Annotated in this window: 15 protein-coding genes and 9 pseudogenes; 12 read left to right on the top strand and 12 right to left on the bottom strand. The window is 68.6% G+C overall.

The genetic code is table 11. The features are described 5' to 3' along the window. The first annotated feature begins 57 nt into the window (after window positions 1-57). From QF032_RS40165 to QF032_RS40175, 3 genes and pseudogenes are all read left to right on the top strand, one after another. On the top strand, window positions 58-1419 hold the full coding sequence (locus QF032_RS40165) for a sensor histidine kinase (RefSeq protein ID WP_307060075.1): 1362 nt from the start codon (window positions 58-60) through the stop codon (window positions 1417-1419). Continuing rightward, a complete protein-coding gene (locus tag QF032_RS40170) occupies window positions 1416-2087 on the top strand; it encodes a response regulator (protein WP_307060077.1) in 672 nt (223 codons plus the stop codon). The genes QF032_RS40165 and QF032_RS40170 overlap by 4 nt, the downstream gene beginning before the upstream one ends. A gap of 203 nt (window positions 2088-2290) precedes the next feature. Next, a pseudogene (locus tag QF032_RS40175) lies at window positions 2291-2893 on the top strand (transposase); the annotation flags it as partial. A gap of 209 nt (window positions 2894-3102) precedes the next feature. Here QF032_RS40175 and QF032_RS40180 read toward each other — a convergent pair. Further along, window positions 3103-3670 (bottom strand): annotated as a pseudogene (locus QF032_RS40180) (IS6 family transposase); the annotation flags it as partial. A 223-nt stretch (window positions 3671-3893) separates the two neighbouring features. Here QF032_RS40180 and QF032_RS40185 point away from each other — a divergent pair. Beyond that, entirely contained in the window at window positions 3894-4649 is a 756-nt protein-coding gene (locus QF032_RS40185; protein WP_307060079.1) for a class I SAM-dependent methyltransferase, read from the top strand. A 75-nt stretch (window positions 4650-4724) separates the two neighbouring features. Here the strand turns inward: QF032_RS40185 and QF032_RS40190 are convergent, their stop codons facing one another. Beyond that, window positions 4725-5048, bottom strand: a complete 324-nt coding sequence (locus QF032_RS40190; protein WP_307049800.1) for a hypothetical protein — start codon at window positions 5046-5048, stop codon at window positions 4725-4727. 204 nt (window positions 5049-5252) lie between these two features. Here QF032_RS40190 and QF032_RS40195 point away from each other — a divergent pair. From QF032_RS40195 to QF032_RS40830, 3 genes and pseudogenes are all read left to right on the top strand, one after another. Then, a pseudogene (locus QF032_RS40195) lies at window positions 5253-5402 on the top strand (carboxymuconolactone decarboxylase family protein); the annotation flags it as partial. 229 nt (window positions 5403-5631) lie between these two features. Beyond that, window positions 5632-6258 (top strand): maleylpyruvate isomerase N-terminal domain-containing protein, encoded by a 627-nt coding sequence (locus QF032_RS40200; protein WP_307049802.1) that lies wholly within the window; start codon window positions 5632-5634, stop codon window positions 6256-6258. A gap of 651 nt (window positions 6259-6909) precedes the next feature. Next, a pseudogene (locus tag QF032_RS40830) lies at window positions 6910-7215 on the top strand (ISL3 family transposase); the annotation flags it as partial. Between the two features lie 345 nt (window positions 7216-7560). Here QF032_RS40830 and QF032_RS40210 read toward each other — a convergent pair. After that, window positions 7561-8279, bottom strand: a pseudogene (locus QF032_RS40210) (IS6 family transposase). Between the two features lie 152 nt (window positions 8280-8431). Here QF032_RS40210 and QF032_RS40215 point away from each other — a divergent pair. Beyond that, window positions 8432-9874: pseudogene (locus QF032_RS40215) on the top strand (Helicase associated domain protein); the annotation flags it as partial. 124 nt (window positions 9875-9998) lie between these two features. On the opposite strand, the gene QF032_RS40220 reads toward QF032_RS40215, so the two are convergent. The 3 genes from QF032_RS40220 to QF032_RS40230 are packed head-to-tail and all read right to left on the bottom strand — an operon-like array spanning window position 9999 to window position 12184. Then, window positions 9999-10703, bottom strand: a complete 705-nt coding sequence (locus QF032_RS40220; RefSeq protein ID WP_307060081.1) for a PaaI family thioesterase — start codon at window positions 10701-10703, stop codon at window positions 9999-10001. A gap of 46 nt (window positions 10704-10749) precedes the next feature. Continuing rightward, window positions 10750-11760, bottom strand: coding sequence for a zinc-dependent alcohol dehydrogenase (locus QF032_RS40225; RefSeq protein ID WP_307060084.1), 1011 nt, complete (start codon window positions 11758-11760; stop codon window positions 10750-10752). Next, complete coding sequence (locus tag QF032_RS40230; RefSeq protein ID WP_307060086.1) at window positions 11753-12184, bottom strand: tautomerase family protein; 432 nt, start codon at window positions 12182-12184, stop codon at window positions 11753-11755. The genes QF032_RS40225 and QF032_RS40230 overlap by 8 nt, the downstream gene beginning before the upstream one ends. Before the next feature lie 122 nt (window positions 12185-12306). Here QF032_RS40230 and QF032_RS40235 point away from each other — a divergent pair, with 122 nt between their 5' ends. After that, window positions 12307-12897, top strand: coding sequence for a TetR/AcrR family transcriptional regulator (locus QF032_RS40235; RefSeq protein WP_307060088.1), 591 nt, complete (start codon window positions 12307-12309; stop codon window positions 12895-12897). 49 nt (window positions 12898-12946) lie between these two features. On the opposite strand, the gene QF032_RS40240 is transcribed toward QF032_RS40235, so the two are convergent. The 3 genes from QF032_RS40240 to QF032_RS40250 form a co-directional block, all read right to left on the bottom strand. Continuing rightward, on the bottom strand, window positions 12947-13423 hold the full coding sequence (locus QF032_RS40240) for a tautomerase family protein (protein WP_307060090.1): 477 nt from the start codon (window positions 13421-13423) through the stop codon (window positions 12947-12949). Between the two features lie 78 nt (window positions 13424-13501). Then, window positions 13502-14128 (bottom strand): NAD(P)-dependent oxidoreductase, encoded by a 627-nt coding sequence (locus QF032_RS40245; RefSeq protein WP_307060091.1) that lies wholly within the window; start codon window positions 14126-14128, stop codon window positions 13502-13504. A 26-nt stretch (window positions 14129-14154) separates the two neighbouring features. Next, a complete protein-coding gene (locus tag QF032_RS40250) occupies window positions 14155-14997 on the bottom strand; it encodes an aldo/keto reductase (protein ID WP_307060092.1) in 843 nt (280 codons plus the stop codon). 73 nt (window positions 14998-15070) lie between these two features. Between QF032_RS40250 and QF032_RS40255 the strand changes: the two genes are divergently transcribed. Together QF032_RS40255 and QF032_RS40260 are read left to right on the top strand one after the other, a co-directional pair. Beyond that, complete coding sequence (locus tag QF032_RS40255; RefSeq protein ID WP_307060094.1) at window positions 15071-15736, top strand: helix-turn-helix transcriptional regulator; 666 nt, start codon at window positions 15071-15073, stop codon at window positions 15734-15736. Window positions 15737-15794: 58 nt separating this feature from the next. Next, a pseudogene (locus QF032_RS40260) lies at window positions 15795-16191 on the top strand (DEAD/DEAH box helicase); the annotation flags it as partial. Between the two features lie 395 nt (window positions 16192-16586). Here the strand turns inward: QF032_RS40260 and QF032_RS40265 are convergent. From QF032_RS40265 to QF032_RS40275, 3 genes and pseudogenes are all read right to left on the bottom strand, one after another. Next, window positions 16587-16880 (bottom strand): annotated as a pseudogene (locus QF032_RS40265) (IS3 family transposase); the annotation flags it as partial. Between the two features lie 4 nt (window positions 16881-16884). Further along, window positions 16885-18303 carry an IS30 family transposase gene (locus QF032_RS40270; protein WP_444875865.1) on the bottom strand — a complete coding sequence of 473 codons (1419 nt, stop codon included), beginning with the start codon at window positions 18301-18303 and terminating at the stop codon, window positions 16885-16887. A 70-nt stretch (window positions 18304-18373) separates the two neighbouring features. Continuing rightward, window positions 18374-19266 (bottom strand): annotated as a pseudogene (locus tag QF032_RS40275) (IS3 family transposase); the annotation flags it as partial. 170 nt (window positions 19267-19436) lie between these two features. On the opposite strand from QF032_RS40275, the gene QF032_RS40280 reads away from it, so the two are divergent. After that, the gene (locus QF032_RS40280) at window positions 19437-20183 is read left to right on the top strand and encodes a phosphotransferase family protein (RefSeq protein WP_307060096.1); all 747 of its coding nucleotides are present in this window, start codon (window positions 19437-19439) and stop codon (window positions 20181-20183) included. Window positions 20184-20291: the final 108 nt, after the last annotated feature.

Below are 20291 nucleotides of genomic sequence, written 5' to 3' on the forward strand. Positions count from 1 at the left end.
TGCCTCTCCTTGTGGAGGGGCGCCCGGGTTCCCCTACGAGTACCGGAAGATGGAGCCGTGGAAGAACGGGGAACGACCACAGGGGTACGCGAGAGGTCGGCGGCGGAGACGGCGGCCGGTGGCGGCGGGCGGTCCCGTCGCGTCGAGCGCATCATGTCCGCCATCCACCGCGAACCGCTGACCGCACCGCACCGCACCCGCAACGACGCGGTCCTCGCCCTGTGCGTCGCCGTGCTCGCCGTAGCCATCACCCTGACGGGCGGCGAAGGGACCCGGCCCGACCATCTCAGCTGGACGCTGCTGCTCGCCGGGCACGTGCCCCTCGTGTGGCGCCGGCGCAGTCCGTTGGTGGCCCTGCTCGGGGTGGTGGCCTGCATGGCTCCGTACTACGCCTTCGACTACAACCCTGCCCCGCCCGTCCCCGCGATCGTCCTGGCGCTCTACACCGTGGCGGCGACCGGCGCCGTACGCCGCACGCTGCTCACCGGTGTCGCCGTCCTCGGCCCGACACTGATCAGCAACGGCCTCACCAACTCGGAGGGGGCGCTGGAGGCCCTGGAGATCTCCGGCTGGATCATCGCGGTCGTGTTCGTCGGTATCGCCGTCCGCTACTACCGCTTGTACGTCGCCTCCATCGTCGAGCGGGCCGAACGGGCCGAGCGCACCCGGGAGGAGGAGGCCAGGCGCCGCGTCGCCGAGGAACGGCTGCGGATGGCTCGTGACCTGCACGACCTGCTCGCCCACAGCATCACGCTCATCGGCGTGCAGACGTCCGTGGCGGCCCACGTCCTCAGCGCCGACCCCGAGCGCCTCGATCGCAAGGCCGTCGCCCAGGCACTGGACGACATCGCGGGGACCTGCCGGATCGCCCGGGGGGAACTGCGTACGACGCTGGAGGTGCTGCGGGCGCATGACACGGTCGTGGGAGTGGACGCGGATCCGGGGCCCGGTTCCGTGTCCGGTTCTGTTTCCGGGGCCGAGGACATGCGGGGGCCGCTGCCCGGGATCGACGGGCTGGCCGATCTCGCGGAGACCGGCCGGGTGGCCGGGGCCAAGGTCGAACTGTCCGTCCGCGCGGACGACATCCCGCCCTCCGTGGGCGCCGCCGCGTACCGGATCGTGCAGGAGGCGCTCACCAACGCCGTACGTCACGGCGGCCGCGAGGACCTCACCGTGCGAGTGGGTCTGTGGACCGCGTACGGCGCACTGCGGGTGAGTGTCAGGGACGACGGGACGGGCGGGGACGACGGCTCGGGCGGCGGAGTGGGCCCGTCCGACGGCACGCCGGGGTTCGGGCTCATCGGAATGCGGGAGCGGGCCCGTAGCGTGGGCGGCACACTGGACGCCGGCCCGGGGCCCGCCGAGGGCTTCGAGGTCACCGCCACACTGCCGCTGTCCCGGGAGGACGAGGTTCGATGACCATCCGCGTACTGCTGGCTGACGACCAGAACCTCGTACGGGCCTCCTTCGCGATGCTCGTCTCGTCGGCCGGGGACATGGAGGTCGTCGCCGAGGCGGGTACCGGACGGGAGGCCGTGGCGCTGGCCCGGTCGGCGCGGGCGGATCTCATCGTGATGGACATCCGCATGCCCGACCTCGACGGGATCGAGGCGACCCGGCTCATCGCCGCCGACGAGGATCTCGCGGGGGTGAAGGTGCTCGTCCTGACGACGTACGAGACCGACGAGAACATCGTCGAGGCACTGCGGGCCGGGGCGTCCGGCTTCCTCGTGAAGGACATCAGGCCGGCCGAACTCCTCGACGCCATCCGGACGGTGGCCGCGGGGGAGTCCCTCCTCTCGCCCGGTCCCACCTCGCGGCTGATCGCCCGCTTCCTGCGCGCGCCGAACACCGCGACGACATCCGCGGTGGGCGGCCCCAGCGGGCTGTCCGAACGGGAACGGCAGGTGCTCGCGCTGGTCGCGCGCGGTCTCAACAACCCCGAGATCGCCGACGCGTTGGGACTCAGCCCGCTGACCGCGAAGACCCATGTCAGCCGGATCATGGGCAAGTTGGGGGCGCGGGACCGGGCGCAACTGGTGATCGTGGCGTACGAGTCGGGGCTTGTGACACCTGGGACTGTCTGAGTTCGGGCCGACTTCGGGCGGGTTCAGGTTGCGCTCCGGCGGTCGGTTGTACGGTCCCTCAACTCCCTGTGGTTGCACGGACATTGCTCTGTCCCTCGGTGCGCACAAGTCTGCGCGGCTTCGCTTATGGGGGCGTCCGAAGGCGTGAGCGGAAAAGCGAAATTTGCCTTCTGAGCTGGGAAGATGAGGCTTGTCGAAGGTCTCTGTCATCGCAGCAGGAAGGCACTTTCTGCGTGCACCCTACCCAGTCGCGTCCCAAGCTCGTCGTGTCGGCCGATGGCCACGGGGTGGTCCGCCACGCCGGATCCCGCCTGCTGGCCGATCTCTCCCATGTAACCAGCCCGACCAGCGCCTTCACGGACGCACTGCGTCCACTGCGACCGCGTGGCACCGGGCACGACCCCGGTCGGATCGCCGGTAGACCTCGCGATCATGCTCGCCGACGGCGGCGAGGTGACAGCGGACCTGGCCCTGCTGCGCGGCCAGGCGGAGGGTTTCGGCCCTGTCGCCTCCACCCCGACCGCCTGGCGCCTGCTGGCCGGCATCGATTCGGCTGCACTCGCGCGCCTGCGCTCGACCAGAGCCACTGCCCGGAATGTCGCCTGCAAGCCGCCGAGACCACGGCAGGAATACCCGCTGCCCGCGCGGGTGGACGCGACCTGCCCGGTCTTGTCATGGACCTCGACGCCACCCTGGTCACCTCCCACCCCGAGAAGGAGCAGGCAGCGGCGACCTACAAGCGCGGCTTCGGCTACCACCCGCTGCTGTGCTCCCTGGACGACACCGGCGAAGCCCTGGCCGGAGTTCCTACTGATCGTTGCAAAATGAGGTCGCGGTGTCGGCTGGTGATCTGCGGCGATCCGAGAGGGAGGGCAGACAGCGGGGAGTGTTCGGTCCGCGTTCGTCCCGGCTCACGCAACCTGCGCAAGCGCTGGGCAGGGCGTTGTCGCGCTGTGGGGTGTGTGGGTGCCTGTCGGTGTACCGGGGTGTGGTGGGGCGGGGTGTCGGCCCTGGGTCAGGCTGTTGCGGGCTGGCCAGCGGTGCCGGTGACGTGGTCCCAGACGGTGAAGCGGACGGTCATCTCGGCTCGGCAGCGGGAAGCGGTCATCAGATGCCGGTGGGGTCACCAGCGGGGTGAGATGCCGCTGAACGCGGACTGCAACCGCTGGGCTGCCCCGGTACGGCGGAAGCCTTTCATCGCGCGTTCGCGCTGTCTGGTGGGCTGCTGGCTGTTCTCGGCCCGATTGTTCAAGCCCTTGCGGGAGCGGTGTTCGACGGAGGGCATGACCTCGCGGTGAGCGGCGCCGTATGAGCGCAGCTTGTCCGTGACGATCACCCGCGGCACCGCGCCTGCCGTCTTGAGGAGTCGGCGGAAGAATCGCCTGGCCGCGATCTTGTCCCGCCGGTTCTGCACCAGGATGTCCAGCACCATGCCGTCCTCGTCGACAGCCCGCCAGAGGTACGTCTGCTCACCGTTGATCTTGATGAAGACCTCGTCCGGGTGCCACTTGTCACCAGGTCGGGGCTGGCGGCGGCGCAGCGAATTGGCGTACTGCTGCCCCGAACTTCATGCACCAGCGGCGGGTACCGCATCCCACCGGCATACCGCAGGGATCATGAACAGTCACCGCCCCGACGACAACCCGAAAAAGCTCAGTAACCAGCCGGTGACATCCACTCAGACGGACAACTGACAATCCACAAACACCGTCAGAGCCATCCTTGCGAAAACCATTGGTGCCCGGCTTGCTCCGCTGATGGACTGACGTCCTACCGTGAGTCTGCCGCGTGACGGAGGTAGTGGTTGTGACAGGCTATGACGTGCTTGCCGGGGTGTACGAATGGCTCATCTCGGATGCAAAGTTGCCGCCAGCCGAGTTCGCTGCGTCGTTCGACGACGTCCTCAATCTCCTGCCGTCGAACGCGCACGTCCTCGACTGTTCGTGCGGAACAGGACAGTTGGCGGTTGGCGTCGCCGGTCGTGGCATGCAGGTTGTCGCAACTGACGCCAGCGAGGCGATGGTTCGTCGCACTGCAGAGTTGTCCGAGGAGTTCGGGGCATCTGTCCGGGCCGTACGGGCGAACTGGGAAGAGCTGCCCGACCATTTCCAGGACAACACGTTCGACATGGTGTTCTGCGTTGGCAACTCGCTTCACCATGCCGCGGGCGCGACAGGCAGAGGTGCTGCTCTGGAGTCGATGTCACGGCTTCTGCGCCCCGGCGGGCGCTTGGTACTCACATCCCGCACTTGGGAACTCGTGAGGGCCAGAGGTTCCCGGCTGGAGATCAGTGACCGACTCGTCCGCCGGAACGGTCGCGATGCCGTCGTGGTCTACCGCTGGGAGATTGCGCCGCATTGGGAGGAGGAGCACCACATCGAGATTGCGATCGCGCAAGTTGACGCGACCGGGTTGGTTCTTGTCCGCTCGGAACTGCTGTCCTGCTGGCCCTACCGGTACGAGGAACTCGAAGCCGAGCTGCACCGGGTCGGACTCCGAACGGAACTGAGCACGTTCGATCGTGAGGCCGAGAACTACATGGTGGTCGCGAGCAAGGTATAAACACCGGACTCTCAGTCCCTGGCCGGACCGCGCGGTTGCTCGCAGGACGCTTGCGCCCTCTCATCGGTGCGGGTTTCAAGTGGTCAACGCAACGACTCGGACGAGGAGCGCTCGTCGATCAGACGGCGGTAGCTCCGGGGTGACGGTGTGGCGCTGTTTCCTGGTCACGCCCAGATCAATGAGCAGGATCTCGTCGATCAGCAGCGTGAACGGATCCAGCTTCGACGGCCGCGCCGAAGCGGTTGTCGTGCGTGGCTGCGGCCAAGCCGAGGCCAGGGCCTTGTCGACCGTGCTCCAGGTGACGCCGTACGTGCACTGCAACGCCCGGTTCGACATGCCATCGCGGGAGTCGCGCCGCAGCGCGGCGTACAACTCGACCTTCGACTGGCCAGGCGGCATCGGGGGTGCTTCCTCTGCTGAACACATCCAGCTTGACACCGCAACCCCGATGGTGACGTCAGAATGCGCGAACATCTTTCGGAGCCATCACCTGGTGCCGTCAGCTTTCACGAACAACTGACGTCACCAACATCAACCGACGGAACCACCCACGCCGAAGCCATCACCCACGCTCCTCATGCCGCCCAGTTGAGCCCGAGGTCGGCGAGCGCCGCCCGGCACTACGACGAGGACCAGCTGTCCGACCTGGTGATGCTCATCGCCCTGATCAACGCCACCAACCGCATGGGCGTCATCGTCCGCCAGCGCGGCGGCGACTACCAGCCCGACATGTTCGCCGACACGGCTCACTGACCCGTAGACCCGTCGCGGCCTGACCCGGCCCGGATCGCTCGATCCGAGCCGGGCTCGCGAATGCCTGCGGCCAAACGTCATCCCCGTCACAGCGAGAGTAATTGTCAAGAGTTGTGGATCGTTGTGATGAGGGCCTGTCTGGCGGATCACACGCGTAGTCAGATGGGGCCGCCGTGGCAATCGCGGACAGCGGATGGCAACGCGGCAGGCAGGCCGCTAGCCTGCCGGTGTGATTTCCGCATTTCTCGACACGGCCGAGGTCGCGTCCCGGCTGCTGCGCTCGCCGGTGCTGGCCGAACGGTGGGAGCAGCCGAGTGCATTGGCCGAGTTCCGGGTCAGCGGGCTAGCCGGGCATCTGGCTCGGGCGGTCTTCAACGTCGAGCGTTGGCTGGCTGAGCTGCCACCGGCGGGCGGGACGCCCATCGATGCTGTCGCGTACTTCCTGTCTGGCGCCGGCCCGGCGTCGCAGCTGGAGGATGCGGTGCCGCGTCGGATCCGCGAGGTGGGCGAGCAGGAGGCGGCCGGTGGGCCTGCCACCCTGGTCGAGGAGTTTGACGCCGCTCGCGCCCGGCTCGCAGTGCAGTTGCCGACCATGCCGCTCGACCGGCCTGTCGGCGTGTTCGCCCAGGTACTGCCGCTCGATCAGTGTCTGCTAACCCGGCTTGTGGAACTTGTTGTCCATCTCGACGACCTTGCCGTCAGCCTGGAGGCACCCACGCCGTCGGTGTCGGTCGAGGCCACCGACTTGGTGATCGCCTGCCTTACCCGTATGGCCGTGGTTCGGCACGGCGTCCTTCCGGTGATGCGCACCCTGGCCCGCCGCGAACGCGCCACCGATCCGATCGCGGCCTTTTAGGCGGCTGCGACCTCCGCGCGCTCGACGAGGATGCCGTTTCCGAACTTCGCGCCCGCGCGGACCAGGGTGACGAGGCAGGCTCCGGTGACCGCGCGCCAGCGGGCCTGGGCGGATTCGAGGCTCTGTCCGCAGTTCCGAGAATCCCCAGGTCAGCGGAGTGAGCGAGGGATCGTTTCGGTAGAGTATGTCCCGGCGTGGCAAGCAAGACGGTCGAGGCTGTGCTGTTTCCCCGGATCGATGTGCGAGTGGAGCGGGTCAGCGACTCCCCCGACGTCCTCGGGGTGGAGGCCGTGTCCACCGCTCGCCCGGGCCGGTGCCCGGACTGCCGGAAACAGGCGAGGCGCATACATAGCACGTATCAACGAGCCCTGGATGTAAGGCCGTTGGGGCGCGCCGGGTCATTGTCCGCGGGTCCGCCGGTACTTCTGTGACCGGAAGAACTGTTCCCGCAAGACGTTCGTCGAGCAGGTGCCGGGCCTGTCCGAGCGGCACCGTCGCTCCAGCACCGGACTGACAGACTGGCTGCGGTCGATCGCGATCGAGCTGGGCGGACCTCCGGCCGCGCGGTTGTGCCGCCGCCTGCGGCTGGCTGGCAAGACCCGGCTGCTCAGGCTGTTGACGGCGCCGACGGTGTCGGACCGTGCGCCGCGGGTGCTGGGGGCGGATGAGTTCGTCTTCCGCAAGGGCTGCACCTACGGCACCGTGCTGGTCGACGTCGAAGCCGGCCGGGTCGTGGACGTGCTGCCCGATCGCACCTCCGAAACGTTCGCGGCCTGGCTCAAGAGCCATCCCGGAGCCGAGATCATCTGCCGAGACCGGGCCACTGCCTACACCAAGGCGGTCAGGGAAGCAGGTCCCAAAGCCCTCGAAGTCGCTGATCGCCGGCACCTGTTACAGAACCTGTCCGCGGCGGTGGAGAAGACCTGCCACCAGCACCGCGACTGCCTGCGCAAACGCGCCGAGGAGAAGACGGTGACCGAGGTTCCGGAGCCGCCCCCAATGCTGTTACCGCCCGCGGAACTGCCCCGCACTCAGATCATCGAACGCACCCGCCACCGCTACGAGGACATCCACCGCCTGCTGGAGAAAGGCTGGACCATCAGCGCGATCGCCCGCCGTCTGAATCTCGACCGCAAGACGTGCGCCGCTTCCGCGACACCGACTTCGACCAGCTGCTCGCCTCCGCCCGCGAGCGCCGCCCCAACGGCGTCCTGGAGCCGTTCAAGGGGCGCTGTCACGTTGTTGAGTGGGCGGTGTCTGATGGTGCGTCGCAGCGTGGTGGAGCCCAGTTTCGGGCTGTACTCAGGCCGCGGTGGCAAGGCCGGTGACGCCGGTGATCTGCTCCCAGATTGCGAAGCGGACGGTCATCTCGGCTCGGTGGGCGGCAGCGGTCATCAGGTGGCGGCGGGGCCGGAAGTGGGGCGAGATGCCGCTGAACGCGGACAGGAACCGCTGGGCCCCGCCCACTGAGCAAAAGCCTTCATCGCTCGTTCGCGTTGCCTGGTGGGCTGGTGGCTGTTCTCGGCCCGGTTGTTGAGGTACTTCGACTGTCGGTGCTCGATGCAGGGCATGACCTCGCGGTGGGCAGCACTGTAGGAGCGGAGCTTGTCGGTGACGATCACCCGCGGCACCGCACCGGTCCTCTTCATCAGTCTGCGGAAGAAGCGCCTGGCCGCGGCCTTGTCCCGCCGGTTCTGCACCAGGATGTCCAGCACGTTGCCGTCCTGGTCGACGGCCCGCCACAGGTACTTCTGTTCTCCATTGATCTTGACGAAGACCTCGTCCAGGTGCCATTTGTCACCAGGCTGAGGCTGTCGGCGGCGCAGCGCGCCTGCGTAGGTCTGCCCGAACTTGGCGCACCAGCGGCGGATCGTCTCGTAGGAGACGACGATCCCACGCTCGAGCATGAGCTCCTCGACCTCGCGGAATGACAGCGGGAAGCGGTGGTAAAGCCACACACAGTGGGAGATGACCTCGACCGGGTACCGGTGCCCCTTGTACGACGGCGACACGGCCCCCACAGACAGCCCCTTCCAGCACGATCAACCAGAAGATCATCCCACCCCGCCAACCAACGTGACAGCGCCCTCCAGACCGAACTCCAAGGCCACATGTCAGCACTCGTACGCGCAGCAGCATCACCTCAGGACTAACTCATCCCCGAAACAAACATGCCTCAGCCCTCGTGCGTATCCAGATAATCGACATCACCGGCGAACGCGGAGTCGAGGCCGTCTGCTTCGCCGACACCCGCGGCTCCCAGGTCGAGATCGTCCAGAACATCGGCCGCGCACTCCGGCTCAACAAGGACGGCTCCACCAAGGTCGCCAGGATCATCGTGCCGGTGTTCCTGGAGCCCGGCGAGGACCCGCAGGACATGGTCGCCTCCGCCTCGTTCCGCCCCCTTGTAGCGGTCCTCCAAGGACTCCGCAGTCATGATGAACGACTCGTCGAGCAGCTCGCCTCCCGCGCCCTCACCAGCGGCAAGCGCAAGGTCCACATCCGGCGCGACGAGGACGGGCAGATCGTCGGGGTTGGCGGCGAGGGTGACGGCGAGGACCAGGAGGACGACACGCGGGCCGCTGCCGAAGCGGCGCTGCTGCACTTCTCCAGCCCACGCGACGCCGCGACCATCGCCGCGTTCCTCCGTACCCGGGTCTACCGGCCCGAGTCCCTGGTGTGGCTGGAGGGCTACCAAGCTCTGCTGCGCTGGCGGAAGGAGAACGAGATCACCGGCCTCTACGCCGTGCCCTACGACGTCAGGGTCGAAGTCGGAGTCACGAAGGACTTCCCGCTGGGGCGCTGGGTCCACCAGCAGAGGAAGGCGCTGCGGGCAGGCGAACTGGAGGAACGGCGCAAGACCCTGCTGGACGCACCCGAGGCCGGGATGGTGTGGGAGCCGGGAGAGGAGGCGTGGGAGAACAAGCTCGCCGCGCTCCGCTCCTACCGGCGGGCCACCGGGCACCTCGCCCCGCGTCAGGACGCAGTGTGGGGCGAGGGCGAGGCAATGGTGCCCCTAGGCCAGCACATCGCCAACCTCCGACGGAAGGGCGGCCTGGGCAAGGACCCGGAGCGGGCAGCACAGCGCGCGAAGCAGCTGGCCGCGATCGCCCCGGATTGGGACTGCCCGTGGCCGCTGGACTGGCAGTGGCATTACCGCGTCCTCGCCGACCTGGTCAACGCCGACGGCATCCTGCCCGAGATCCAGCCCGGCGTGCTGATGGACGGCGACGACATCGGCAAGTGGCTCCAGCGGCAGAAGAATCCGGGCACCTGGGCGCAGCTGTCGGAAGAGCAGCAGGAACGACTGTCCCAGCTGGGCGTGACGCCCGCCAAGCGGCCCGCTCCGGCCCCAGAAGCCAAGAGCGCCAGGAAGGCGGAGGGGAAGGCGTCAGCAGCCTTCCAGCGGGGCGTTGCGGCCCTTGCGCGGTACATCGCCCGCGAAGGCCATCACCGCGTCCCTAGGAGCTATACAGAGGAGATCGTGGTGGAGGGCGAGGTCGCGCCGGTAGCGGTCCGGCTGGGGGTGTTTATGAGCAACATCAAGTCCAGGCGGGACAAGCTCACCGCGGAGCAGGGCGCCGCACTGCGGAAGCTGGGCCTGGAGTGGGCGTAACGGTGCCGACGGTGGGGGCAGGACCGGAGGTGGGCGTGCTGTTGGCCCAGGAGGCAATGGGGTTGTGTGTTGGATCCGTTCCGCCGGCAACTTCTGGCGGGGGACACGCCGTGTGCCCGGCTGGTTACCGTTCGGCTTGCAGCCCCGGGAACAGGGTGCGCGTGCGGTGGGGGTCGGGAGCAATGAAGACCCCGTCGGCCGTGACGAGGTTCGCGTCAGGGTCTGTCTGGGTGGTGATCGACCCGCTCACGAAGATCTTGCGGCCGTCCGTGCCGGTGACGCGGGCGAGAATCCGCAGAGGTGTTTTTAGTGGGACCGGGCGGTGGTAGCGCATCTGAAGGGAGACGGTCAGGCCGGGCGTTCCCGCTGCTGCGCAGGCACGGCCCATGAGTTCGTCCAGGAGCATGGCGCTCATGCCGCCGTGGCCGTAGCCGGGCGGCCCTTCGTGGGCGATGCCGAGCGTGCAGTGACCCACTAGGCCGTCGACGGTGGGTGTTACCTGTACGGGCGGGGCCAGCGGGCTTCCGGCCCCGGTCACTGGGCTGTAGATACGTGTCCCTGTGGGGAACTCGTCCACCTCGGGGATCTCCGCCCGCGACCGCTGTCGGCCCGTCAGCTGGCTGGTGATGGCGCGGACGCCGTCCGCCACACGGTGGAGGGTGCCCGGGGAGGCGGCGGTGCGGACGGTGGCTTCCACCAGGGCGCGCAGTTCGTGGCCGAGGTGGGTGATCGCCGCCTTCTGGTCTTCCAGTTCCTCTTCTTCGGCTGTCGCTCGCGTGGGGTCGGTGGCAGTGTCAGTGGGCGGCGGGTCGGTGAGGGAAGTGTGCATCGGTTTTCTCGGTGGAGTGGGCTGGTGGGGTGCGGGCCAGGTGGGGTCAGTCATCGGTCCGGACGAAGACCGGCTTCAGGTGCTTCTCCGGCAGCGCGGTCGGAAGGTCCTCCCAGTCGATGACGTGGGAGACGACTTTCTCGGGGGCGACCTTGCCGGAGGCGGCGAGTTCGAGGGCGTCGGGGATGTGGGCGCGTACGTTGTCGCGGGCGATGCGCAGGGTGACGCCGGTGAGGTACATGTCGAGCAGGGGCAGTTCACCGGGACGGAAATGGTTGCCCGCCGACTCACAAATCCCCTCCGGAGTCAGGGATTTGACGGCCAGGGCGAGCTGGTCGACGCGTCCGGTGGCCTCGACGGCGATGTCGTAGCCCTGGGAAATCGGATCCAGGGTCTCGGCGGTCGCGGCCCCGAACGCGCGTGCCAGGGTGCGGTGTTCGGGGTCGGGGTCGACGTAGAGCACGTCGGAGGCGCCGAGGGCGCGGGCGATGTCGCACACGTATAGGCCGATGCTGCCGCGGGCGACGACCAGGACGCGTGCTCCGGGGCGGGCCTTGAGGTGCGGGGCGACCAGTCGCCAGGCCAGGGACCAGTTGTCGCTGGCCGAGGCCATGGCGACCGGGTCGAGGCCGGCCGGTAGCGGGACGAGCATGGCGTCGGCGTAGGGCACGCGGACCAGGTCGGAGAAGAGCCCGCCCCAAGTGCCGCCGATCGGTGCGCCGTACATCGCCATGTAGGGGACGGCGGTGCAGTGCGCGGTCAGCCCGGCCCGGCATCGCTCGCAGGTGCCGCAGTTGATGGACCAGGGGACGACGACCAGGTCGCCGGGTGCGACGGTGGTCACGGCGTCGCCGGTCTCGACGACTCGGGCGACGCATTCGTGGCCGAGGGCGAACGGTGGGTCGATGAAGCCGTGACCGGCCAGGATGGAGGAGTCGACGTCGCAGGAGGTGGCGGCCACCGGGGCGACGATCGCCTGTACATCGGACTGGAGTGGAGGGTCGGGTGCCTCGTGCCATTCGACGGTGCGCCGGGCGATGTAGGTCAGTTCACGCATCGGTGCTCTGTCCCTTCGCCAGTGCCACCAGGTCGGCGTAGCGGATGACGGAGCCGCCCGCACCCCAGGAGCCGTCGGGCTGCTCGTGCACAAGCACCCACACCCGCGGGGCGTCGTCCCGGCCGAGGCCGGCTGCGGCCAGGACGGTCTTCGTCGCCTCCTCGACCAGGCCCGCCTTGCGGCGCTCGGACAGGGCTCCCTGTGGGACGGTGACCTCCACCAAAAAGCGCGGCGCGTCGTCCTCGGCGGTGGTCTGGGCGCCTTCCGGCAGTTCGGTGAGGTAGCTCCACGCCTGGGCGCGGAAGAACGCCGTGTCGGGTGCGCCCTCCCAGCGCAGCAGCACCGCCGCGAGGTCACGCTGGATGCTCTGGCGGCCTTGTGCGGTCAGGGCGGCGGCCGGGGCGGTGAGCCGGATCATCGGCATGGCATACCTCGCTTTGTTTCGTTCGTCTTCTTGTCGTTCGACACAGGTCTATGACGGTCGTTATAAGTGCCGGTCACGCTAGACTATGACGGCTGTTATATCCAGTGGGGTCAGAAGGGATCATGTACGTGACCAAGCCCAGCCCGGCGGCGCGCGAGCGGATCGTGGCCGGCGCGGCCGACATGATCAGCCGGCGCGGCCTGAACGCGACGAGCATCCGCGACACGGCCAAGCACGCCAGGGCGCCGCTCGGCTCGACGTACCACTACTTCCCCGACGGCAAACAGCAGTTGGCCACCGAGGCCGTCCGCTACACGGGTGAGTGGGTCGCGCGCCGTCTGCGCAAAGAGCTGGAGGCGGGACCGGTCGCCGGGCTGCGGGCGTTCCTCGGCCTGTGGCGCAAGATCGTCGTCGACAGTGACTTCCGGGCGGGCTGCCCGGTTCTCGCCGTCTCCATCGAGGAGCCGCCCACGGACGAGACGCCGGCCGCCCTGGTAGCCGCAGCCGACGTCTTCGACGCCTGGGAGAGCCTGCTGGCCGACTCGCTGCGCGAGCACGGCGCCGAGCGTGAGCAGGCGGCCCAGCTCGCCACCCTCGTCGTCGCGGCCGTCGAGGGGACCGTGGCCATGTGCCGCGCCAAGCGCAGCACTCAGCCCCTGGACCGCACCGCGGAGCAGTTGCAGGCTCTCGTCCTCGCCGCGATCAAGTGCTGACCGGGCAGGGGCAGGGCTCCGTGCATGCCTGGAACCGCCGCTGTCGACTTCAGGCGCCCAGCGCGGCACGGACGGCTTTGGCCCTCTCCTCCGTGAACACACCGCTCTCAAGGAGCGGGAGGACGGACAGCACGCCCCCGGACGAGCCCCAGCTGCCCTCGTCGATCACGCGGAAGTTGACCCACCACGTCGGTGACGGCTCCTCCAGTCCGCAGGACTCCGCCAGCGCGGCCAGGACGCGCTCGATGACCTGGCCTCGTACGTCCGGCTGCCAGGCGGCGTCCATGACCGCGATGTCGATCACCATCACGTCGAGTTCCTGGCCGGCGTCCGAAAGCAGCCGTCCGCCGATGGCCATCATGTCCAGCTCGCGCTCGATGAAGTGCACCTGGAACCCGACGCGGGCGGCCGGAGCGGGCTGTCCCACCTCGGGCACCAGCACCGCGTCCGTCAGCGTCTCGGCCAGCTCACGGCGCTGCTCAAGGCCGAGGCGTCCCTTGGGGGCGTTCACGGTAATGATCGTCACGACAACCTCCTATGACAGACGTTATAGAGTCCGAGGTTACACCCGTCTATAACGACTGTCATACTCGGGTGTGGACACTCAGTCCGAGATCACGGCGGCGCGGTTGATCCACTCGCTGCCGTGTGCTGCCTGGTGCATGAAGGCGGCGACGTCCGCGCGGCTGATCGTCGGGTTGCCCTTCATCGGCAGCCGGTCGTCCGCCCTGTAGGCACCCATGGCGGGGCCGTGGGTCAGCCTGGTGGGGTAGACCACGGTCCAGTCCAGCCCGCTGGAGCGGATGCTCTCGTCCGCTATCTCCTTGTCGGCGTAGATCGACCGCAGCAGCGTGCTGTAGATCAGCTTCTGTGTGGTGCTCGAGCAGTGGAAGGTGTCGCCGACACCGAACGAGGACAGCCACACCAGGCGGGAGACACCCGCTTCCCCGGCGGCGCCGATCACTGCCGCCGAGGCGCGCGTGAAGAGGCCGTCGGCGCGAACCGAATTTCCCCTGCCGAGCGCGGAGACGATCGCGTCGTGCCCGGCCGCCGCTGCGGCGAGGTCGCGGTGTGAGATGGCGTCGCCGGTGACCGGCGTGACCCGCTCGGCCAGGTCACCCAGGGCCGCCGGGTTGCGGACGAAGGCCGTGACCGAGTCACCGGATCGCACCGCCAGGTCGATGACATGACGACCGGTGGGACCGGTCGCGCCGAGGATCAGCAGCTTCATGGCAGGGGCTTCTTTCGTGGGCGATGTCAGGACAGGTCGGCGAGGTCGTCGTCGGTAAGGGTGATCGCGGCGGCGGCCATGTTGTCCTCCAGGTGCGGGAGGGATCCCGTGCCCGGGATGGCCAGGGCCACCGGGGAGGTGGCCAGCAGCCGGGCGAGGCCGATCTGGGGGACGGTGGCGCCGTGCCGGGCCGCCACCTTCGCAAGACGCTCGTCGTCGAGTTCCCGACCGCCGCCCACCGGGAAGAAGGGCACGAAAGCGATGCCGGACTCCTGGCAGGCGGCCAGGACGTCCGCGTCACCAGACTGGGCGGCGTGGTTCTGTACGGCGGCGACAGGTGCGATGGCGCGGGCCTCCGCGAGATGCGCGGTGTCGACGTTGCTGAGGCCGAGGTGCCGGATCAGGCCCTCCTCGCGCAGCGCGGCGAGCGCCTCGAAGCGTTCGGCGAGCGACTCGCCGCGCGGGGGTGTCATCGCCCCGATTCGCAGGTAGACGAGATCGAACCGGTCCACGCCCAGGCCGGTGAGGTTGGCTTCGACAAGGCCGCGCATGTCGGCCGGGGTGCCCTGGTGGAGGCCGTCGGGACGGATGATCGGGCCCACCTTGGTCGCGATGACCAGGTTGGACGGGTAGGGGTACAGCGCCTCGCGAATCAGGCTGTTCGCACGCACCGCACCGTCGTGGCTGACGTAGAAGTCGGCGGTGTCGATGTGGTCGACCCCGAGTTCGACGGCGCGCCGCAGCACGGCACGGCCGGCCTCCGGGTCGCGGGCGGGGCCGCCCATACCGTCCTTGGACGGCAGGCGCATGGCGCCGAATCCGAGCCGGTTGACGTCCAGGTCGCCGCCGAGGCGGAATCTGTTGCTCATGGGCTTGAGCCTGTACGGCCCGGCACCAGCCGACGAGAGCGTGGCATGTTGCTGCCACCCGCACAATGAACGCATGCCACAGGTCATGATGCTTCGCGGTGATGTTGAGCTCTGGACGCGGCTCAAGCCCTTGACGGAGTCCGACGACACGGAATGGGTCAACGTCGCCCGCGACCTCGACACCTGGCCCGGCGCGCGCGAGGCCGCCCGCCTGACGATGCGCCGCAACGGGGCAGTTCCGGCCCGCAAGCTGTACAGCCCCGCCGTACTCGCCGACGAGCGCGACCGGGAAGCCCTGCGCGAGATGGCAGCACACGGCATGCAGATCCGGATCACCGCCGCCCCCTTGTCCCGGGGAACCTTCTTCATCGACCGGAGAACCATGATCCTCACCAGCCCCATCACACCCGCACCGGCCGCCCACGGACACCGCACCTACACCATGAGCGCCACACCGGCCCTGGTCGACGGGGCCTACGCACTGTTCCAAGCCGCCTGGGAGAGCGCCACCGACCTCGCGGCCTTCCTCAGCGCGCAACGGCCCCGGATCGACGCCCAAGCCGCAAGGGTTCTGCGCGCCCTGACCTCCGGCGCCACCGACGAGACAGCCGCACGGGAACTCGGCATGTCGCTGCGCACCTACCGCCGCCGGGTCGCCGAACTGCTCGTCACCCTCAACGCGGACTCCCGTTTCCAGGCCGGAGTACGCGCGGGCGAGTTGGGCCTGATCCGCGGGTGATCGCCGCCATCAACCGACACGCTCAGCCACAGCCGCGGGCAGCCGCAGCCGACCACCATTGCAGAACATCGGCCGCGCACTCACGTTGAACCGCGACAGCTCAACGAAGGTCGCACGGATCATCGTGCCGGTGTTCCCGGAGCCCGGCGAGGGCCCACCGACATGGTCGCCTCAGCCAGCTTCCGCCCTCTTGTAGCAGCCCTCCAAGGTCCCCGCAGTCATGACGAACAACTCGTCGAGCAGCTCACCTCCCGTGCCCTCAGCAGCGGGAAGCGCAAGGTGCACGTCCGGCGCGATGAGGACCGGCAGAACGTCGGGCCGGCGGCGAGAACGGCGAGGAACAGGAACACGACGACACCGACGCCGCTGCCGCTGCCGCTGCCGAGTCGGCCCTGCTCCACTTCTCCACCCCGCGCGACGCCTCGACCAGCGCCGCTTTGCGAGGAAGGACGCACTGTGAGACCGACCGAAACTGAAGACAGACCGACGCGCAGATCGCGGAGAGGGTTTCGTCCTCACGGCGGCGGCAACGGACCGGGCGGCAAGTGGTGCCCGGACGACGTCTGCGGAGTCGTCGAGGCCGTCGGCACCAAAGTCACCCCATTCATTCCGGCGGCTGACGAGGTCTTCGGCATGCTGTCACAGGCCTGAAGAGACCGGTCCAGGCACCCCACACCACACCGGCACATACCAGCACTCAACGAACCTGAACAGCACGCAAGCAAACTGACCACGCTGACCAACGCTCACTCCACCTGACAAAGCGACAGCTCAGCACACTAGCCAGAACCTCCGCTCCTCCATCACCGAACCAGAACGGGACTGCTGCATGATCGGGTGACAGCGGGGTCTATGCAGCCAGAGCTGCGGGTGGGGTCATGATGGTCTCGTACTCGACGGGGGTCAATCGGGCCAGGCGTTTCTGGCGTCGGCGCCGGTGGTAGGTGCGCTCGATCCAGGTCACGATCGCGATCCGCAGCTCCTGGCGGGTGGCCCAGGTACGGCGGTCGAGGACGTTCTTCTGCAGCAGCGCGAAGAAGCTCTCCATCGCGGCGTTGTCACCCGCCGCACCGACCCGGCCCATCGAGCCGGTCATTTTGTGACGGGCGAGAGCGGAGACGAACTTCCGGGACCGGAACTGGGCGAGTTCAACCAGTCGTTGCAACACCGGGCTGTTGCAGCGAGCGTAGCTGTTCTTCGAAGACCTCGGTCGGCGTCCGCCAACCCAGGACTTTGCGGGGCCGGTTGTTGATCGCCATGGCGACGGCTTCGAGGTCCGTGAACGACCAGCGGGAGAGATCGGTGCCCTTCGGGAAGTACTGGCGCAGCAGCCCGTTCGTGTTCTCGTTCGTCGGTCGTTGCCAGGGCGAGTGCGGATCGGCGAAGAACACCTTCGTCCCGGTATCGAGGGCGAACTGGGCATGAGCGGAGAGTTCCTTCCCGCGGTCCCAGGTGAGGGTTTTGCGTAGCTGCTCAGGCAATTGCGTCATCGACGTGGTGAGCGCTGTGTTCATCGCGATCGCGCCATAGCCCCCGAGCGAGGGGCCGTTCTTCACGGGCGGCTTCTCGCCCCAGCCCTCGAGCCGGGGCAGGTGCACCAGGAGCGTGGAGCGGCTGCTGCGCTCGACGAGCGTGCCGATCGCGGAGCGGCCCGTCCCGATGATCAAATCGCCTTCCCAGTGTCCGGGGACCGCGCGGTCCGTGGCCTCGGCGGGGCGTTCGCTGAGGACGACGTCCGCGGTGACATGCCCCTGCGGTTTGTTCTGCGACCGTGCACGGGGAGTCCGCAGCGCCCGGCCGGTACGCAGACACGTGACCAGCTCCCGCTTGAGCGCGCCACGGCCCTCGATGAACAGCGCCTGGTAGATCGCTTCGTGGCTGATGCGCATGGACTCATCATCGGGGAAGTCGGCATGGAGACGGTGCGAGATCTGCTCCGGGCTCCATGCCGTCGCCCATCGTCTGTCCTGCCGGTGCGGCTTGTTCAGCCCCTTCCATGCGGGCGTCCTGGGTCCGGGGACGATCGTGCTGTCGGGGCGGCGGATGCTGTCGGCGAGCCGGTCCTGCACGTACTCACGCAACCTGTCGTTGCCTGCGAGCTTCGCGGTCTTCGGCCGCTTGGCGGCCTGCTGTGCTTTCCACTGGGCGACCGTCGCGCGGTACTCCTGCTTGCCGCTGCGCGTGGCGGCGTTGCGGCGCAGTTCGCGAGAGATCGTTCCGGGGTCACGCCCCAGGGCGCGGGCGATCTCGCGCACGCCCTTGCTCATCGCCCTGAGGATCGCGATCTCCTCGCGCTCTTCGAACGTGAGGTACCGGCCCGTGGGCTCGGCCAACGAGATCGGAGGCATGCCGCCAGCGTGACGAAACCACCTCGCACCCACCGGCCACGACACGCCGACCGCCAACGACGCCTCCACCGTCGTGACCCCCGTGGCGATCAGTCGCCAGAACTGGCGCTGCACGACCCGAGACGGATCAGGCCGCCCCGGCGAACGCATCGCCGGCCGCAACGCACGGTCAGCGCGCCACTGCCGACGCCGCCCCTCCGGGACATCGCTGGTCTTCAAACTCCAGTCCGCCGTAGCCACGTCGCACACCTCCGAGATCAGGGTGTTGCGACGACCAGTTGAATCCACCCTGCGAGCCGCGGTCCGAATGCACTACGCACCCGGCGACTTGGCCGCGGCGGGCGACGGCGGACTGCAGCGCGGCCACGGCGAGGCGGGACTGCATCCGGGCGTCGATGGAGTAGCCCACAATGCGGCCCGAAAAGGCGTCCTTGACTGCGCACAGGTACAGCTTGCCCTCGCCCGTCGCGTGCTCGGTGATGTCCGTGAGCCACAACCGGTTCGGCCCGGCCGCGGTGAAGTTCCGCCGCACCAAGTCATCGTGGAGCGGTGGCCCGGCTTTGGCGTTCTTGCCGCGGCATCTTCGCTTGCCGAAGGCGCTCCACCAGCCATTGTCCCGGCAGATCCGCCAGGCGGTCCGCTCAGCCATCGCCTCACCGGCGGGCGCGGGCCTCGTCGAGCAGGAAGCGGTGTCCGAACTCGGGATCGTCGGGGTGAGCGTCGAACAGGGCGTTGGCCCGGTATGCCTCGGCCAGTTCGGCATCGGTGACCGGTCTGGTCAGCCACCGGTAGCAGGGCTGGCGGGCCAGCCCGAGCACCCGGCACGTCACCGCCACCGGCACCCGGTAAGGGGCAGCGGCGGCGGCCAGCTCGCGGACGAGCGGGTACATCATTTTGCCGGCAGGTTCGCCTGCGACAGGTACGCCGCGGCCCTCCTCAGCACCTCGTTCTCCTGTTCCAGCAACCGGATCCGCTTGCGGGCCTCGCGCAGCTCGGCCGACTCGCCCGAGGCCGTTGCGGGCCTGGCGCCCTCATCGGTCTCGGCGCGGCGCAGCCACTTCGACAATGTGATCGGGTGGACGCCGAAGTCGGCGGCGATCTGTTCCAGCGTGACGCCGGGGCACGGTTGCGCGCGACCCGCACGACGTCCTCGCGGAACTCCTTCGGATACGGCTTGGGCACTGCAACATCCTTCCAGGCTGCCTCTCAGCAAGCCAGGTCAGGTGTCACCGAACCCTGCAGCAGTCCCGTGTCGTGCACGAGGCCGCTGGGTAGCGGGACGCGGTCAGCCGCGTAATCGCACGCGATAAACCCGGCGACGTCGGCGTTCATCCCCGGGATACTGGTCGCCCATGGATGAGGTCAAAGTCGTTGTCGCCCATTCCGAGCGCGCGACTCTGCGCGTCGGCGACGTTTTCCTGAAGGTGGACGCCGATCAGGCGCGCATTGATGTCGAGGTCGAGGCGATGTCTCTCGCGCCGGTCCCGACCCCGGAGGTCCTGTGGCGCAAGCCGTCCGTGCTCGCGACCGCCGCACTCCCGGGGACGACGCTTGGGCGCCTCGGCGGGCCGTCGACCGGGTCGCCGGCGGCGTGGGCCGCGGTGGGCGCCGCCATCCGGAAGCTGCACGACGCGCCGCTGCCGTCCCGGCCGGGCCAGGCCGGCCGGAGCATCGTCGCGCTGGCGGAGGAACTCGACGCCGAGTGCGAGTTGCTTGTGACGAACGGCGTCCTGCCCGCCGACCTGGTCACCCGCAACCGCCGGGTCGCCGAGGCCGCGCTCCGGCCGTGGATTCCGGCGTTCACGCACGGCGACCTGCAGATCGATCACGTCTTCGTCGACGGCGACGAGGTCACCGGCATCATCGACTGGTCCGAGGCGGGCCAGGGTGATGCCCTGTACGACCTCGCCACTTTCACGCTCGGACACGAGGAGCACCTCGCCGACGTCATCGTCGGCTATGGCACCGACATCGACCTTGTCGTGATCCACGCGTGGTGGTCGTTGCGAAGCCTGCTGATAGTTCGCTGGCTGGTCGAGCACGGCTTCGACCCGTTCGCGCCGGGCTGTGAGGTCGATGTGCTGAGATCGCGGATGTGAGGCTGCGCGGGCCCGACTGCCAGGTATGCGTTCTGACGCATCGAGCAGGCCATCCCCTGGGGCGCATCACCTTGCTGCTCCTCCTCTATGCCCAAAAACCCTCAGCGA

Source organism: Streptomyces achromogenes, from assembly GCF_030816715.1.
In the GTDB taxonomy this organism is placed as follows: domain Bacteria; phylum Actinomycetota; class Actinomycetes; order Streptomycetales; family Streptomycetaceae; genus Streptomyces; species Streptomyces achromogenes_A.